Origin of the sequence: Nonomuraea sp. NPDC048882, assembly GCF_040649755.1 — a bacterium.
Lineage (GTDB): Bacteria > Actinomycetota > Actinomycetes > Streptosporangiales > Streptosporangiaceae > Nonomuraea > Nonomuraea maheshkhaliensis.
The window spans coordinates 365,000-379,763 of sequence record NZ_JBEZGB010000006.1 but is presented as its reverse complement, the minus strand read 5'-3'; the positions used below and the strand labels follow the sequence as shown (position 1 = coordinate 379,763).

Below are 14,764 nucleotides of genomic sequence, written 5' to 3'. Positions count from 1 at the left end.
TCAACATAGGCAAGCCTAACCATAGTGAGGTACCTTAGGCGTGCCTAACCTAACGGCACCTTCCCCTGCTCGAAAGGCTTGTCCCCGGATGTACGTGTGCGTTTGTCGTGCTGTGACCGAGAATGAGGTGCACGACTGCATCGCCGCCGGGGCGACGAGCGCGAAGCAGATTCGCGACACTACAGGTGCCGGTGGTGACTGTGCCCGTTGTGTACGGAAGATCTGTGCGATCCTGAAACGGTCGGAAGAACTGACGACCGCATAGCCGGATAGCGATGAGGAGCCCGTTTCCATGCAGGGCGACAAGCAGATCATCGAATTGCTCAACGAACAGCTGACCGCGGAGCTCACCGCGATCAACCAATATTTCCTGCACGCCAAGATGCAGGAGAACTGGGGCTACACCAAGCTGGCCGAGCACACCCGCGACGAGTCCATCGAGGAGATGCGCCACGCGGAACGCCTCACCGACCGCATCCTCTTCCTGGAGGGCCTGCCCAATTACCAGCGGCTGGGCACGCTGCACATCGGCCAGACCGTCGAGGAGCAGCTGCGGGCCGACCTCGAAGTGGAGATGTCGGTGGTCGAGCGGCTGCGGCCGGCGATCCAGCTGATGCGCGAGAAGGGTGACATCACCTCCGCGAACATCTTCGAGGACATCCTGCGGGACGAGGAGGAGCACATCGACTACCTGGAGACGGAGCTGGGGCTGATCCGCAGCCTCGGCGAGCAGCTCTACCTGGCCCGCTACGCCGAGCCCCGCTCCAGCGGCGACTGACGCCCGCACCGACCCGGCCCGGCCTTATCTCACGGCCTCATTTCACGGCGGCGGCCAGGTCGCGGACGCTGAGCTGCTCGCCGTGCCGGCGGAAGCCGAGCGCCGCGGCGACCCGGCGCGAGGCGACCGGCCGGGCCCGCCACTGCGGCAGCAGCCCGTTCGCCAGCGCGTCCGCCACCGCCGCCGAGGCCACCGCGCGGGCCAGCCCGCGCCCCCGGTGCGTGTCCGCCGTCAGGACACAGACGTGCGCCGCCATCTCCAGCCACAGCCTGTACGCCGACGCCGCGACCACCCGCGACCCGTCGCGGACCACGTACACCGGCGACCCGGCATCCTCCAGCCCCGACTCCGCCGCGTCCGCCTCGGGGACCGACGCCAGCAGCGCCTTCACGTCGCCGTGCCCGGACGGCAGACGCTCCACCTCCGCGCCGGCCGGCCGGAAGTCCGTATCGTCCAGGTAGGCGAGCTCCGCGGGGCCCGGCACCTCGCCCACCGCCAGCCGGGAGAGCCCGTCCCCCTCGCCGAGCAGGGCGAGCAGCCGCGCGCATACGCCGTCCACCAGCTCCGGGCGCGGCACCACTGCCAGGATCGCCCCGCCGAGCTCGACCAGCCCGCTCCAACCCGGCGGGCACAACGCCGACTCGCCCGAGACCACCACGCCGACGTCACCGGGGCGGGGGAAGCCGGCGGGCGCGCCGGCGAGGCGGGACCACATTTCACGCGCGCGATCGGCGGCAGGCAACGACATTTCCCCATGATCGCACCATGCCGTGACGACGACCCGCCGAGAGGGTGGATTGCGGCAATTCATCGGTGGGCATGATCACCCGATGAATTCACCCCCCGAAGCAGCGGTGCTTTAATCACGACCTACCGTATTTTGGCTACGTTTGCCCAGGTCAATGGATAGGTCAACGACGAGTCAAACCGCGCGCTGCGCCCGGGAAACGATCGCCTAAGGTCCTACGATCGCTTTATGACCTGCGTACTTCTCGCCGAGGATGACACCTCGATATCCGAGCCACTCGCGCGTGCGCTGCGCCGCGAGGGCTATCAGGTTGAGGTGAGTCCCGACGGCCCACAGGCCCTGGAAAGGGCACTGTCGGGCGGGATCGACCTCATCGTTCTCGACCTTGGCCTACCAGAGATGGACGGGCTGGAGGTCGCGCGCCGGATCCGCGCCGAAGGGCACGGCACCCCGGTGCTCATACTCACAGCCCGCGTCGACGAGGTGGACACCGTCGTCGGCCTCGACGCCGGCGCCGACGACTACGTGACCAAACCGTTCCGGCTGGCCGAACTGCTCGCCCGGGTACGGGCGCTGCTGCGCCGCGGCACGTCCGAGACCCCGGTCGTGCAGGGAGTGCGCATCGACGCGGACTCCCGGCGCGCCTGGATGGGGGAGAAGGAGCTGCACCTGACCACCAAGGAGTTCGACCTGCTCCGCGTCCTGGTCCGCGACGCGGGCAAGGTCGTCACCCGCGAGCAGATCATGCGCGAGGTGTGGGACACCAACTGGTGGGGTTCCACCAAGACCCTCGACATGCACATCTCCTGGCTACGCCGCAAGCTCGGCGACGACGCGGCCAAGCCGCGCTACATCACGACCGTCCGGGGGGTCGGCTTCCGGTTCGAGCGCGAGTAGATGCGCCGCCGACTGCTCTCCTCCACCCTGGTCGTCGCGGTCATCGCGGTCCTGCTGCTGGGGGTCCCCCTGGGCGTCGTCGTCAGCCGCCTGATCGTCGATGAGGCGGCTCAGGAGCTCGGGGCGGAAGCCAAGCGTCTCGTGGGAGAGGTGGAGTACGCCCGCGTCCAGGAGACGCCGCTCGATCCCCAGCAACTGGAGCAGAAGTACCCGGGCAGATTCATCCAGATCTGGGAACGCGGAACCCCCCTGAGGGTGACCGTCGTCGGCGACCCCCCGCCGTCCGGTCACCTGATGACCGAGGACGCCCAGACCAACACCGGGGTCTACGTACGGATCAGCCGCGACCAGGATCAGGTCGAGCAGGACGTACGGGCCAGGCTGCTGCTCATCGTGGCCCTGGCCGTCGCCGCCCTGGCGGTGGCCGTGAGCCTGGCCGTGGTGCAGTCGCGCCGGCTGACCCTGCCCCTCCAGGACCTGGCGAAGATCGCCGACCGGCTGGGCTCGGGGGACGCGCGGCCGAGCAAACACCGCTACGGCATCCCCGAACTGGACCGGGTGGCCCAGGTGCTCGACCGCAGCGCCACCCGCATCTCCGACCTGCTCACCCGCGAGAGGGAGTTCGCCACCGACGCCTCCCACCAGCTCCGTACCCCCTTGACCGGGCTCACCATGCGCCTGGAGGAGATCGTCGCCGCCTCCGACGAGCCCGAGGTCGTCCGCGAGGAGGGCGAGGCGGCGATCGTCCAGGCCGAGCGGCTGACCGCCGTGATCGACGAGCTGCTGGCCGCCGCCCGCCGCCAGCGCCACGCCCAGGCCGAACCTGTCGCCATCGACGAGGTGCTCGACCAGCAGATCACCGAGTGGGCGCCGGTCTTCCGCGACGCGGGCCGCGGGTTGCACCTCGACGGCGCCCGCGACCTGAAGGCGATGGCCACCACGGGCGGCTTCGGCCAGGTCATCGCCTCGCTGCTGGAGAACTCCCTGCGGCACGGCGGCGGTGACGTCACCGTGACCAGCAGCTGCGGCGACAACTACGTGGTGATCGAGGTGGCGGACCAGGGGCCCGGCATCTCCGACGAGATCGCCCCGAAGATCTTCGAGCGCAACGTGAGCGGTGGGGGAGGCACGGGGCTCGGGCTGACGCTGGCCCGCGCGCTGGCCGCCGCCGACGGCGGCCGGCTGGAGCTCGTACGCCGCCGTCCGGCGACGTTCGCCATCTTCCTGCGGCCGGCGGAGGACGACAACAGGAACCGGGTGGTCAGCGGCCCGGCGTGAGGGGGTGGGGTCAGCGCTCCTGCTTGACGCCGCCCTCGGGCAGCTCGACCGGGATCGGCTCGGTGGCCTCCAGGAACACCCACTTCTTGTACGACCAGTAGCGGAAGAGGGTGCCGAGCCCCACGCCGACGATGTTGGCGATGTTGAAGCTGAGGGTGTCGTGCAGGCCGAGCGTGTAGGTGGTGAAGCCGATCGTCAGCATGCCGAACAGCAGCGCGATGCCGTTCAGCAGGAAGAACAGGAAGTATTCGCGGCCCAGCCCGCTCTGCTCGCGGTGCCGGAAGGTCCAGTATCGGTTGCCCAGGTAGGCGAAGGTGGTGGAGATCGTCGTCGCCACGACCTTCGAGGTCAGGGGGCCGAGGTCGAGCACGCTGTTGCACAGGTTGAGCAGGCTCAGGTCGATGACGAACGCCACCGCCCCGATGCTGCCGAACTTGGCCAGCTCGTGCACGAGGGCCGAGAACCGCTGGTAGAGCCGTCTGACGAAATCCACGTCTCTGCTCGGTCCCTTCCCTCATCGTGCCTGTTCGCCCCAGCGTACCGGCCGGGATGTCGGGCGAGTGTCAGACCGCCGAACATACCGCGCAAAGAACATCTAGCGAAATATCGCCTTATGCGGGGCATAACGGCGGGAGGGGGAATACGCTGCGGTGCAGTTCGAGGGCACGCGAACGCTGGACGGCCGTACCTGTGATGCGGCCTGACGGCTGTGCCTGCGCGACGGCTGGGCGGCCGTGCCTGCGAGACGAGCCGGAACGGCTGCGCTTTGTCAGCGACCCGGAACGGTCGTGCACTGTGAGGCGACCCGGAACGGCGGCGTCTGTGAGGCGACCCGGAACGGCCGCCCAGCCCCGGCCCGTCGCGGATTGCTCCGGGCGGGTCGGGGAAAGCCCATCCGTCCAGGTAAGCTCACCTGGCGTGAGTTCATACAGCCCCATCGGGCCGGTCGTCGGCATCATCGGCGCGGGCCAGCTGGCCAGGATGTCGCAGCTGCCTGCCATCGCGCTCGGCGTCGAGCTGCGGGTGCTGGCCAACAATCCTGAGGAGAGCGCGGCCAGGGTCGTCGTCGACACGCGCATCGGAGACTATCGCGATCTTGGTGATCTGCGCGAGTTCGCCAGGGGCTGCGATGTGATCACGTTCGACCACGAGCACGTGCCCACCGAGCACATCAGGTCCCTGGCCGCCAACGGCTACGTCGTGCACCCGGGCGCCGACGCGCTCGTGCACGCCCAGGACAAGACGGTCATGCGCGAGCGGCTGACCGCGATCGGCGCGCCCTGCCCCGCCTGGGCGCGCGTGCGCTCCGTCGACGACGTCACGGCCTTCGCCGGCGAGCACGGCTGGCCCGTGGTGCTCAAGGCGGTGCGCGGCGGCTACGACGGGCGCGGCGTGTGGGTGTGCCGGTCCCCCGCCGACGTCGTGGAGGCGTTCGCGTCCGGGATCGAGCTCATGGCCGAGGCTTTCGTGCCCTTTGAACGGGAGCTGGCGGTGCTGGTGGCCCGCTCGCCCCACGGGCAGGGCGTGAGCTACCCGGTCGTCGAGACCGTGCAGCAGGACGGCATCTGCGTCGAGGTCATCGCTCCCGCACCCGGCCTCGATCAGGAGCAGTCGGCCCAGGCCCAGCGCATCGCCCTGACCATCGCCGACCAGCTCGGGGTGACCGGGCTGCTGGCGGTCGAGATGTTCCAGACCTCCGGCGGGCTGGTGGTCAACGAGCTGGCCATGCGCCCCCACAACAGCGGCCACTGGACCATCGAGGGCTCGACGACGTCGCAGTTCGAGCAGCACCTGCGGGCCGTGCTCGACCTGCCGCTCGGCACGCCCAAGATGACCGCCCAGTACGTCGTCATGGCCAACCTGCTCGGCGGCGACGACCCTGACGTGTTCAAGCGCTACGAGCACGTGCTGGCCCACGATCCAGGCATCAAGCTGCACTTCTACGGCAAGGAGGTGCGTCCTGGCCGCAAGATCGGCCACGTGACCGCCCTCGGCTCCAACCTGGACGAAGTACGCGCCCGGGCCCGCCACGCCGCCGTGCACCTGATGACGGGGGAGTACGTGTGAGCAGGCACGTCACCGGGTCGGCAGCAGGACACGGCGCCGCGAGGGTCGCGGGGCCGGCGAAGGAGGCATCGTGATCGGCATCGTCATGGGCAGCGACTCCGACTGGCCGGTGATGAAGGCGGCGGCCGAGGCGGTGGCCGAGTTCGGGGTGCCGTTCGAGGCCGACGTGGTGTCCGCCCACCGCATGCCCGTCGAGATGATCGACTACGGCCGGCAGGCCGCGTCCCGGGGCGTCAAGGTCATCATTGCGGGCGCGGGCGGGGCCGCCCACCTGCCCGGCATGCTGGCCTCGGTCACGCCGCTGCCGGTCATCGGGGTGCCGGTGCCGCTGAAATACCTGGACGGTATGGACTCTTTGCTGTCGATCGTCCAGATGCCGGCCGGGGTGCCGGTCGCCACCGTGGCGGTCGGCGGGGCTCGTAACGCCGGGCTGCTCGCCGTACGCATCCTGGCGGCCTCCGACGAGGGGCTGCGGGCGCGAATGGAGGAGTTCCAGGGGCGGTTGAAGGAGCAGGCGTACGCGAAGGGCGAGAAGCTGCGCGCGGAGGCCGCCGGCCTCTGAGCCCGCCGGGCGCTGAGCCCGGCACCACCGGGACGGGTCGCCCGGCGCTGAGCCCGGCACTACCGGGACGTGGCACTCGGCGCTGAGCCCGCCACTACCGGGACGTGGCACTCGGCGCTGAACCCCCTTTATTCATGGGCTCCGAGGCGGTTAGGGTGCCGGGATGGACGACCTGATCAAGGGCCATGCGGCTCGCGTACGCGCCGTGGACCCGCTCGTCGCCGGCCAGGACGAGCTCCACGGCAAGGGCGAATGGTTCGAAGTGCGCGACGCCGTCGGGCTCGCCTCGACGGACCGGCTCGACCCCGACAGCATGCAGGCCACCTGGTCCCCTCTGGTCGTCCACCGCCTCCAGGCCCGCGTTGCGGGCCCCGACCCCGAGGCCGCGCTCGGAGCCGTGCTCGACCGCTGGCTCGCCCGCCGCCGCCCCGCGGGCCCCGGGCAGGCGCTGAGCGTGTCATGGCCGAGCCGCGACACCGCTCCCGTCAAGGCGCTGGCCCTGCGCGGCTTCATGCCCGTCGCCGCCGCGGCGGCCCGCCGCATCCTGCCGCACACGCCTGCCGCTCCCGTCCCCGGCGTCACCGTACGCCGGGCGAACCAGGACGACCTGGACGTCGTGACCGGCATGTACCGGCGGCTGGTCGACTACGACGCCCAGTTCGGCTGGGTCACGGCGCGCGCGTCCACCACGGAGCGGCTGCGGGAGTCGGTGGCCAAGGAGGTGCTGCCGCTGGAGTGGTGCTGGCTCGCCGAGGTATGCGGCCAGGCGGCGGGCTGTGTCATCGTCCAGCCGCCCACCAGGACCCGCTGGATCTCGTCGTCCGTGAACGCCGCGCCCGTGGCGTACCTGGGCACCATGTACGTCGAACCGGCGGCCCGCGGCCAGGGCGTGGGCGTGGCGCTCACCGACGCGGCCCATGATCACGCGGCGGCCGAGGGCGTGACGTCCATGGTGCTGCACCACGCGCTGCCGAACCCGCTCTCGACGCCGTTCTGGGCCCGTCGCGGCTATCGTCCCCTCTTCACCCAGTGGATCCGGCACCTGGCGTAGCCACGGAAGCCGGATGGGGGTCAGGGACGGCCGAGGGCGCGATAGTGCCAGCCCGCCGACCGCCACAAATCGGAGTTGAGCGCGTTGCGCCCGTCCACGATGCGCCGGGTCGCGACCACGGCCCCCAGCTCCACCGGATCGAGCTGCACGAACTCCTGCCACTCCGTCAGCAGCAGCACCACATGCGCCCCGCGCACCGCCTCCACGGCAGATTCGCCGTAGTTGAGCTCGGGATGCGCCTTGCGAGCGTTGTCGAGGGCGATCGGGTCGTACACGGTGACCTGTCCGCCCTGATGCCCGATCGTCACGGCGACGTCGAGGGCGGGAGAGTCGCGGATGTCGTCGGAGTTCGGCTTGAACGCCGCGCCCAGCACGCCCACCGTGCACCCGTGGAAGGAGCCGCCGGCCAGCTCTCTGGCCAGGTCGACCATGCGGGCCCGGCGCCGCATGTTGATGGCGTCCACCTCGCGCAGGAACGTCAGCGCCTGGTCCGCGCCCAGCTCGCCGGCGCGGGCCATGAAGGCCCTGATGTCCTTGGGCAGGCAGCCGCCGCCGAAGCCGAGGCCGGCGTTGAGGTAGCGGCCACCGATGCGGTCGTCGTACGAGAGCGCCTCGGACAGCAGCTCGACGTCGGCGTGCGCGGCCTCGCAGACCTCGGCCATGGCGTTGATGAAGGAGATCTTGGTGGCCAGGAACGCGTTGGCGGCCGTCTTGACCAGCTCGGCCGTGGCGAAGTCGGTCACCACGACCGGCACCTCGCCCAGCGGCTCGTAGATCTCGCGCAACATCTTCTCGGCCCGCTCGCTGCGTACGCCGAGGACGATGCGGTCGGGGTGGAGCGTGTCCTGGACGGCGAAGCCCTCGCGCAGGAACTCGGGGTTCCAGGCCAGCTCGGCGTGCCCGCCCGCCGGGGCGAGCCGGGTCAGCTTGTCGGCCATCCGCTCGGCCGTGCCCACGGGAACGGTGGACTTGCCGACCACCAGGCACTCGCGATCGAGGAACGGGGCGAGGGACTCGATGGCGTTGTCCATGTATGTGACGTCTGCGGCATACTCGCCGCGTTTCTGCGGTGTGCCCACGCAGACGAAGTGCACGTCGCCGAAGGCGGCGACCTCCTCGTAGGAGGTGGTGAAGCGGAGCCGGCCCGATTCGAGGCCACGGCGAAGGACGGTTTCGAGGCCCGGTTCGTGAATGGGAAGCTCGCCCGCGTTCAGCCGGCGGATCTTGTCGGCGTCGATATCGAGGCCCAGGACGTCGAATCCGAGATCAGCCATGCACGCCGCATGCGTGATGCCCAGGTATCCGGTCCCGATCACCGTGAGGCGATATGGCACGAGGAGGCTCCTTTCGATCGCGCAGGCATGCTACCGGCTACCGGCCCTCGCTATCTGCTACGTGCCACCTGCAATTCCCCGCAAACCGTACCCGCTGGTAACAAGATGCTCGGACGTCCTAGTATTTGCAGCATGAGCTTCCCTCTCTATGCGCCCGCCGAAGAGCACGACATGCTCAGGGAGACCGTACGGGCCCTGGCCGATGAGAAGATCGCGCCGCACGCCGCCGAGATCGACGAGACCGAGGAGTTCTCCTGGGACGTCTACAAGGCGCTCGTGGCGGCGGACATGCACGCCGTACACGTCCCTGAGCAGTACGGGGGCGCCGGGGCGGACGCGCTGGCCACGGTCATCGTCATCGAGGAGGTGGCCCGCGCCTGCGCGTCGTCCTCCCTCATCCCCGCCGTGAACAAACTCGGCACGGTCCCCCTCCTGCTCTCGGCGTCGGAGGAGCTCAAGTCCCGCTACCTCGCGCCGGTGGCGCGCGGGGAGGCGATGTTCTCGTACGCGCTGTCGGAGCCGGAGGCCGGCTCGGACGCCGCCGCCATGAAGACGAGAGCGGTGGCCGACGGCGACCACTACGTCCTCAACGGCGTGAAGATGTGGATCACGAACGCGGGCGTCTCCGAGTACTACACCCTGATGGCGGTGACGGACCCGGAGGCCGGCGCGCGCGGCATCTCCGCGTTCGTGGTGGAGAAGTCCGACGAAGGCGTCTCCTTCGGCCCCAAGGAGAAGAAGCTCGGCATCAAGGGCTCACCCACCCGCCAGGTCATCCTCGACGACGTCCGCATCCCGGCCTCCCGCATGATCGGCGCCCCCGGCAGCGGCTTCAAGACCGCCCTCGCCACCCTCGACCACACCCGCATCACCATCGCCGCCCAGGCCCTCGGCATCGCCCAGGGAGCCCTCGACTTCGCGATCGGCTACGTCAAGGAACGCAAGCAGTTCGGCCGCCCGGTGGCCGACTTCCAGGGCCTCCAGTTCATGATCGCCGACATGTCCATGAAGCTCGAAGCGGCCCGCCAGCTCACGTACCACGCCGCCGCCAAGTCGGAACGCGCGATGCACGGGGAGCCCCAGAAGGACCTGACCTTCCTGTCGAGCGCGGCGAAGTGCACCGCCTCGGACGCGGCCATGGAGATCACCACGGACGCGGTGCAACTGCTCGGCGGGTACGGCTACACGAAGGACTTCCCGGTGGAACGCATGATGCGCGACGCCAAGATCACCCAGATCTACGAGGGCACCAACCAGATCCAGCGCGTGGTCATGGCCCGCCAGCTCCTCAAATAGGCCCAGGGGGAAAGCACGGTCATCGCAAAAGCGGCGCTTCGCGCACAGAAGCTCAGACTGCACCTTTGGGGGGCACGGCCCCCCAAGCCCCAACCCAAAAGCAAGGTCTTCCCTGGGGGCGCTGCGCGCACGGGGCTCAGGCTGTGTCCATCGGGGCGCGGCCCCCAAACCCCAGCTCAAACCCCGCCGCGTCAGCCGATGACCTGAACAGGTCCTTCGACCCCATCCAGCCCCGTGTCACGCACCCATATCCGCTCGTAGGCGTAGGAGGAGGGCGGGATCCAGAGGGGCATTCGGCTGGTCATCGACGCGGGCCGCACCGGCTGTCCCATAGGACCTCTTGAAGGAGATCGGCCGGGCGACGGCGATCACCCGGTTGTGACTGGTGAGCCGCTGTGACCGGGGCCGGTGAGGCCGTGTCTGGATTTTGTCGGTCAGACGAAACCCTCGGCGACAAGCCGTGCGCCGTGTTCGTCGATGACGTGTCGCTGGCCTGATCCTCCGGCGATGCGGCTCCAGCTTTCCACGGTCAGTTCGGCCCCGCTCAGCCGATAACTGAAACCGCCGTACATGCCGGGAACGGCGAACCAGCAGGCCGGGTTCTGTTGCTCGGTGAGCGGCTCCAGCTTGGGAAGGCGCAACTGATGATCGGTGATCAGATCGTTGGCCTGTCGTGAATCAGCAGGTGAAAGTGGCGTTGGATCGATCTCAGGGTCTCTGCCGGCAGTGGGTGGTAAACAACCGGCGTCAGCGGCACCAGGAGATGATGGTGTCCCAGGCGATCGGCGATGTCGACCGCCCGCTCTCCTTGAGCGGTGCGCAGCGTGCGCCAGGCGCCGTACGCGACCAGCCGGTGAGCGATGTCGGCGTCGGCGCCGTGCCAGGCGACCTGGTGAAGCGGGGCGTACCAGCTACTGCCGCCGACTCTGCCGCTGTTGATCCAGCCAGGGTGCGCTTCGAGGAGATCCAGGACCGTGGACCAGTCACCGTCACGCGCCGCGTCCGCCAGCTTGTCGCGTCCCTCGATCACCTTGTCGCTGTAAGTCGACCGCAGCGTGACGCCGTCCCATGTGGAAACCTCGTCCTGCCCCATGTGACACCATTCTGCTCGGTCGCCGGTAGTCCATCGAGTCCGCAGGTCGTCGGCCGTGCCGGTGATGATCAGGTTGGTGGGAGCGTCGAGGTCGCTGATGTGACCGGCTGGTCGGTCAAGGGTGGTGGAGGCTGCGGCGGACACGTTCCAGGTCGGCTTTGGCCGTCTTGGTCAGGGTCTGCTCAGGGCCCATGACGGCCTCGAACCGGGCGGCTACTCCTTCGTATCCGGTGAGGGCGTTGTCGGCCCGTCCCGCGGCCTCGTACGCGGCGGCCAGGCCGTGCAGTGTGATCAGCGTGTCGGGATGGTCGGCGCCGATCACCCGTTCCTGGGCGGTCGTGACCACTTCGTACAAGCGGGCGGCCTCGACGGCGCGGCCTGCTGCCGCGTGTGCCCAGGCGACCCGTCCACGTATGACGAGAGCGTCAGGACTGTCGACGCCGAAGAGCCGTTCGTGATCGGCCGCCAGTCGCTCGAACAGGTCGGCCGCCCGGTCCGGCTGTCCGGCGTCGACACACACATATGCCTGGGAGAAGCGGGCCTGCAAGAGGGTCGGGTGGCCGGGGTCGAGCAGGCGGGTCTGGTCGGTGACGACCTGGTCCAGGAGCGCCAGCGCCTCGGCGGGCCGGCCGGCCGTGGTGTGGCTGAACGCGTGCCAGGAGCGGGCCAGCAGCGTATCCGGGTGATCATCGCCCAGGACTTGGGCACGTTCGGACGCGACGTGCTGGAAGAGTTCGCGTGCCTGCGAGGCCTGATCCGCCGGGTAGGACCGCGCCAGCGTGAAGAGGGCGGTGAGCGTGTCCGGATGGTCGGCAGGCAGGAACTTCTCGCGCCCTGCGACGAGACTCTGCGCGATCGGAAAGGCTCGGATGTCGTCATTGAGATAGATGAGGTGATTGGCCGCCACCTCCCAGACGCGGAGCACGATCTCGGCAGCCGGCTGGACATGCGCGGAGTCATCGTCGCCGAACTGCTCCATGGCCTCCCACAGGGCCGTCGCGTGGCCGGCCACCGCCATGATCGTGGGCGATTTCCGCCAGGTGTCCTTGTCGGGGATCTCCTCGACGGCCGCGCGCATCCGCTGGGCGGCCGTCTCGATCAACTGCGCCAGAGTGCGGTCACGCATGGCCTGTTCGCGTACGGCACGGCGGACCAGGCGGTGGACGAACGCGGTGGTGTCGTCGCGGCTGAAGGTCACCAGCGATCGACCGGCCAGCCGGCTCAATGCCGTTTGTGCCTCCGCGCCGAGCAGGTCCAGGCCGACGCCTGAGGTCGACAGCGCCGACAGTTCGCCGAGCAGGTGCGCGGACGCCGGGTCGATCTCCCCGATCGACTGCATGATCGCCTGCGCGACTCCTCGGGGGTAGGGCTCGCCACGAGGCCGCGTCAGGAGCACCTCGACCGGGGTGGTGCGCAGCCGTACGAGATAGGACGCACAGGACAGGCGGGGAGGGCCGACCAGCGCGGCGGCGGCGATGGAGAGGGCGAGCGGCAGGCGATCCAGTTCCTGGGCGAGCGGCCGGAACTCGTCGCCCTCGTCGCCGCCCACCCGCATGCTGAGGTAGCTGACCGCCTCCTCCTCCGAGAACTGCTCCACCGTGATCAGCGTGGCGAGCCGCTCGAAAGATTGATCATTGGTGGTGATCAGTACGCGTGCTCGGCCGTGGGACGGGAGCAGCGACGCGAGCAGGTCGGGGTCCGTCGCGTTGTCGATCACGACGAGGTACGGTTCGCGGCGTTCCTGGAGCCAGGCTCTGACCTTGCGCGTCACGGTCGCCGCATCGTCGCCCTCGCCGCGGATCCGGAGTTCGGCGGCCATCCGATCCACGGATCCGTGCAGTTGCCCGGCGGTCTCCGCGTGCAGCCACGCCACGGGAACACCCTGGTCGATGCAGACGCGGGCGTAGGTGGCGGCCAGGTGCGTCTTGCCGACCCCGCGTCCGCCGGCCAGCGCGCACACCGCCGCCGCATGATGCCCGGAGAACACCTTGTCGATGCGCTTACTCAGGTCCGGACGCGGCTGGAAAGCCTTCGGCTCGCGGGGAACCTCGCCGATCACCGCGGGCGCGGAGCGTCGGTCGGCCTCCGGGGCGGGTTCCGGGCCGGTGTTCGGCTTCGCCTGCCCGGCCCAGATGGCGAGCGGGGTTCCTGGAAGGAGGACGACCAGCCCCACGACGATGCTCGTGGTGTCCAGCGCGAGCCCACGCGCCACACAGATCCACCAGGCCAGAACCCCCGCCGTGGACGGGACCACCGCCGCGATCGTGACCTTGAGCCAATGCGGCATCTCCGCCCTTCCTGCGCGCGAACGGTTTCGGTGATGAGCCGGAACGCCGTACCCGACGAGTTTGACATGCGGTGATCGGCTTGTCGCGGTCGGTTTCCCGTGCTGGGTGATCTTCACACGGTGATCCGGAGGTGCGAGCATGACGCGGCATGACCATCGATGAGTTCTGGGATTTGATCGAGCGTTCCGGGCGTGAGAGCAGCACGAGAAAAGTGCGGGTCGCGTGGCTGGTGGACGAGCTCGCTCGGCGGCCCGTCGATGAGATCGTCGATTATCACGGCCTGTGGACGAGCACGATGAACCGCGGTTGCACCGTGGATCTCTACGCGGCGTACTGGTTCGTCTTCCAACTGGGTTCGCTGGACGGCTTCGAGTACTTCGTGCGCTGGCTCGTCAGCTTGGGACGGGAGACGTTCGAGATGGTGACCGACTGCCCTGATCGGCTGGTCGAGGCGCCTCAGGTTCTGCGGATGGTGGAGCTGGAGGAGTCGTACGACGGCACGGGGGAGTCACCTCGCCCCGGATTCGAATCGCTGGGGTACGTGGCGTATTACGCCTATGAGAAGGCGACCGGAGAAGCCGCCGATGGGCTCGTCGGGGCTGTTGAGAGCAGGTTTCCGCTGGTTCCGGCTATCGGTGGCGGTCCCGAGGGGGAGGATTGGGATTTCGACGATAAGCGGGAAGTGGCTCGCAGGTTGCCGCGGATAGCGCGCTACCTGGATCAAGGCTGACGCCGCCGCGCCTTGCCCGGTCGTACTTCTAGCGGGTCGGGGTGAAGGAGGAGGCGATCAGCCAGAGGGCGCCGGCTGCGATCAACAGGGTGACGATGACGTACCTCGTGCGGGCCTGCGGGCGGCGCAGCAGGTTTCTGGCCAGGCGGGCGGTGCCGGTCCAGGAGAAAGGTGGTGGCGGGTACCAGGCGGCCGATGCGACCAGTGCGGCCGTGAGAAGCAGGCGCCAGGACGCTGAATCGGTGAGAAGCAGTTCGAAGACGTCTGTGCCGAGGCTGACGCATGACGCGATTTCGACGAGGACGAACAGGAGCAGGGCCGCCGCGGACGTCGAGCCGGCTGTGCGTCTCCAGCGTGGGGGAGCCGTGGCCGTGGTGATCGCGGCGAGGGCGACGAGGACGAGGGGCAGGCCGATCTTGTCGGCGTCGCCGAACCACGACGCGAGGCCGTCCCAGACGGACGTCTCGGTGATGTAGGCAGTGCCGCCGATGAACATGGTGTACATGGGCGGAAGGCGGTCGAACAGCGCCGGCCACGCCGCCGCGATGGCGGCGACGGCCCAGAAGATCAGCCCGTACCTCCTGTGGGGCCGGGGCGATCGGGCGGTCAGGAGCAGGGCTCCGGCGGACAGCGGGTAGCAGG

The 14,764-nt window shown here is 69.2% G+C and carries 17 protein-coding genes; 10 read left to right on the top strand and 7 right to left on the bottom strand.

All coding sequences use genetic code 11. The features are described from left to right. Positions 1-88 precede the first annotated feature (88 nt). The gene (locus tag AB0C27_RS23590; protein ID WP_132618226.1) at positions 89-265 is read left to right on the top strand and encodes a (2Fe-2S)-binding protein; all 177 of its coding nucleotides are present in this window, start codon (positions 89-91) and stop codon (positions 263-265) included. A 27-nt stretch (positions 266-292) separates the two neighbouring features. Next, complete coding sequence (bfr, locus tag AB0C27_RS23585) at positions 293-778, top strand: bacterioferritin (RefSeq protein ID WP_106236544.1); 486 nt, start codon at positions 293-295, stop codon at positions 776-778. A 37-nt stretch (positions 779-815) separates the two neighbouring features. On the opposite strand, the gene AB0C27_RS23580 is transcribed toward bfr, so the two are convergent. Further along, on the bottom strand, positions 816-1,526 hold the full coding sequence (locus tag AB0C27_RS23580; protein ID WP_357847375.1) for a GNAT family N-acetyltransferase: 711 nt from the start codon (positions 1,524-1,526) through the stop codon (positions 816-818). A 228-nt stretch (positions 1,527-1,754) separates the two neighbouring features. Between AB0C27_RS23580 and AB0C27_RS23575 the strand changes: the two genes are divergently transcribed. After that, complete coding sequence (locus AB0C27_RS23575; RefSeq protein WP_043620820.1) at positions 1,755-2,423, top strand: response regulator transcription factor; 669 nt, start codon at positions 1,755-1,757, stop codon at positions 2,421-2,423. Then, the gene (locus AB0C27_RS23570; protein WP_357847372.1) at positions 2,424-3,701 is read left to right on the top strand and encodes an ATP-binding protein; all 1,278 of its coding nucleotides are present in this window, start codon (positions 2,424-2,426) and stop codon (positions 3,699-3,701) included. A 10-nt stretch (positions 3,702-3,711) separates the two neighbouring features. Here AB0C27_RS23570 and AB0C27_RS23565 read toward each other — a convergent pair whose 3' ends face one another. Then, entirely contained in the window at positions 3,712-4,194 is a 483-nt protein-coding gene (locus tag AB0C27_RS23565) for a GtrA family protein (protein ID WP_357847369.1), read from the bottom strand. 425 nt (positions 4,195-4,619) lie between these two features. On the opposite strand from AB0C27_RS23565, the gene AB0C27_RS23560 reads away from it, so the two are divergent. From AB0C27_RS23560 to AB0C27_RS23550, 3 genes are all read left to right on the top strand, one after another. Further along, complete coding sequence (locus AB0C27_RS23560; RefSeq protein WP_357847366.1) at positions 4,620-5,768, top strand: 5-(carboxyamino)imidazole ribonucleotide synthase; 1,149 nt, start codon at positions 4,620-4,622, stop codon at positions 5,766-5,768. Positions 5,769-5,853: 85 nt separating this feature from the next. Then, positions 5,854-6,330 (top strand): 5-(carboxyamino)imidazole ribonucleotide mutase, encoded by a 477-nt coding sequence (gene purE / locus AB0C27_RS23555; protein ID WP_357847878.1) that lies wholly within the window; start codon positions 5,854-5,856, stop codon positions 6,328-6,330. Positions 6,331-6,493: 163 nt separating this feature from the next. After that, the gene (locus AB0C27_RS23550; protein ID WP_357847362.1) at positions 6,494-7,381 is read left to right on the top strand and encodes a GNAT family N-acetyltransferase; all 888 of its coding nucleotides are present in this window, start codon (positions 6,494-6,496) and stop codon (positions 7,379-7,381) included. A gap of 20 nt (positions 7,382-7,401) precedes the next feature. Here AB0C27_RS23550 and AB0C27_RS23545 read toward each other — a convergent pair whose 3' ends face one another. Next, positions 7,402-8,715 carry a UDP-glucose/GDP-mannose dehydrogenase family protein gene (locus AB0C27_RS23545; protein ID WP_357847359.1) on the bottom strand — a complete coding sequence of 438 codons (1,314 nt, stop codon included), beginning with the start codon at positions 8,713-8,715 and terminating at the stop codon, positions 7,402-7,404. Between the two features lie 132 nt (positions 8,716-8,847). Between AB0C27_RS23545 and AB0C27_RS23540 the strand changes: the two genes are divergently transcribed. Next, positions 8,848-10,011 (top strand): acyl-CoA dehydrogenase family protein, encoded by a 1,164-nt coding sequence (locus tag AB0C27_RS23540; RefSeq protein WP_357847356.1) that lies wholly within the window; start codon positions 8,848-8,850, stop codon positions 10,009-10,011. 434 nt (positions 10,012-10,445) lie between these two features. On the opposite strand, the gene AB0C27_RS23535 is transcribed toward AB0C27_RS23540, so the two are convergent. The 3 genes from AB0C27_RS23535 to AB0C27_RS23525 form a co-directional block, all read right to left on the bottom strand. After that, the gene (locus tag AB0C27_RS23535) at positions 10,446-10,652 is read right to left on the bottom strand and encodes a hypothetical protein (protein ID WP_357847353.1); all 207 of its coding nucleotides are present in this window, start codon (positions 10,650-10,652) and stop codon (positions 10,446-10,448) included. A 14-nt stretch (positions 10,653-10,666) separates the two neighbouring features. Further along, the gene (locus AB0C27_RS23530) at positions 10,667-11,104 is read right to left on the bottom strand and encodes a hypothetical protein (protein ID WP_357847351.1); all 438 of its coding nucleotides are present in this window, start codon (positions 11,102-11,104) and stop codon (positions 10,667-10,669) included. Positions 11,105-11,219: 115 nt separating this feature from the next. Further along, positions 11,220-13,391, bottom strand: a complete 2,172-nt coding sequence (locus tag AB0C27_RS23525) for a tetratricopeptide repeat protein (protein ID WP_357847348.1) — start codon at positions 13,389-13,391, stop codon at positions 11,220-11,222. A 149-nt stretch (positions 13,392-13,540) separates the two neighbouring features. Here AB0C27_RS23525 and AB0C27_RS23520 point away from each other — a divergent pair, with 149 nt between their 5' ends. After that, a complete protein-coding gene (locus AB0C27_RS23520; RefSeq protein WP_357847345.1) occupies positions 13,541-14,122 on the top strand; it encodes a DUF4240 domain-containing protein in 582 nt (193 codons plus the stop codon). Between the two features lie 28 nt (positions 14,123-14,150). Here the strand turns inward: AB0C27_RS23520 and AB0C27_RS23515 are convergent, their stop codons facing one another. Beyond that, complete coding sequence (locus AB0C27_RS23515) at positions 14,151-14,627, bottom strand: hypothetical protein (protein WP_357847342.1); 477 nt, start codon at positions 14,625-14,627, stop codon at positions 14,151-14,153. Here AB0C27_RS23515 and AB0C27_RS23510 point away from each other — a divergent pair. Continuing rightward, positions 14,626-14,760, top strand: coding sequence for a hypothetical protein (locus tag AB0C27_RS23510; RefSeq protein ID WP_357847339.1), 135 nt, complete (start codon positions 14,626-14,628; stop codon positions 14,758-14,760). The genes AB0C27_RS23515 and AB0C27_RS23510 overlap by 2 nt on opposite strands. Positions 14,761-14,764: the final 4 nt, after the last annotated feature.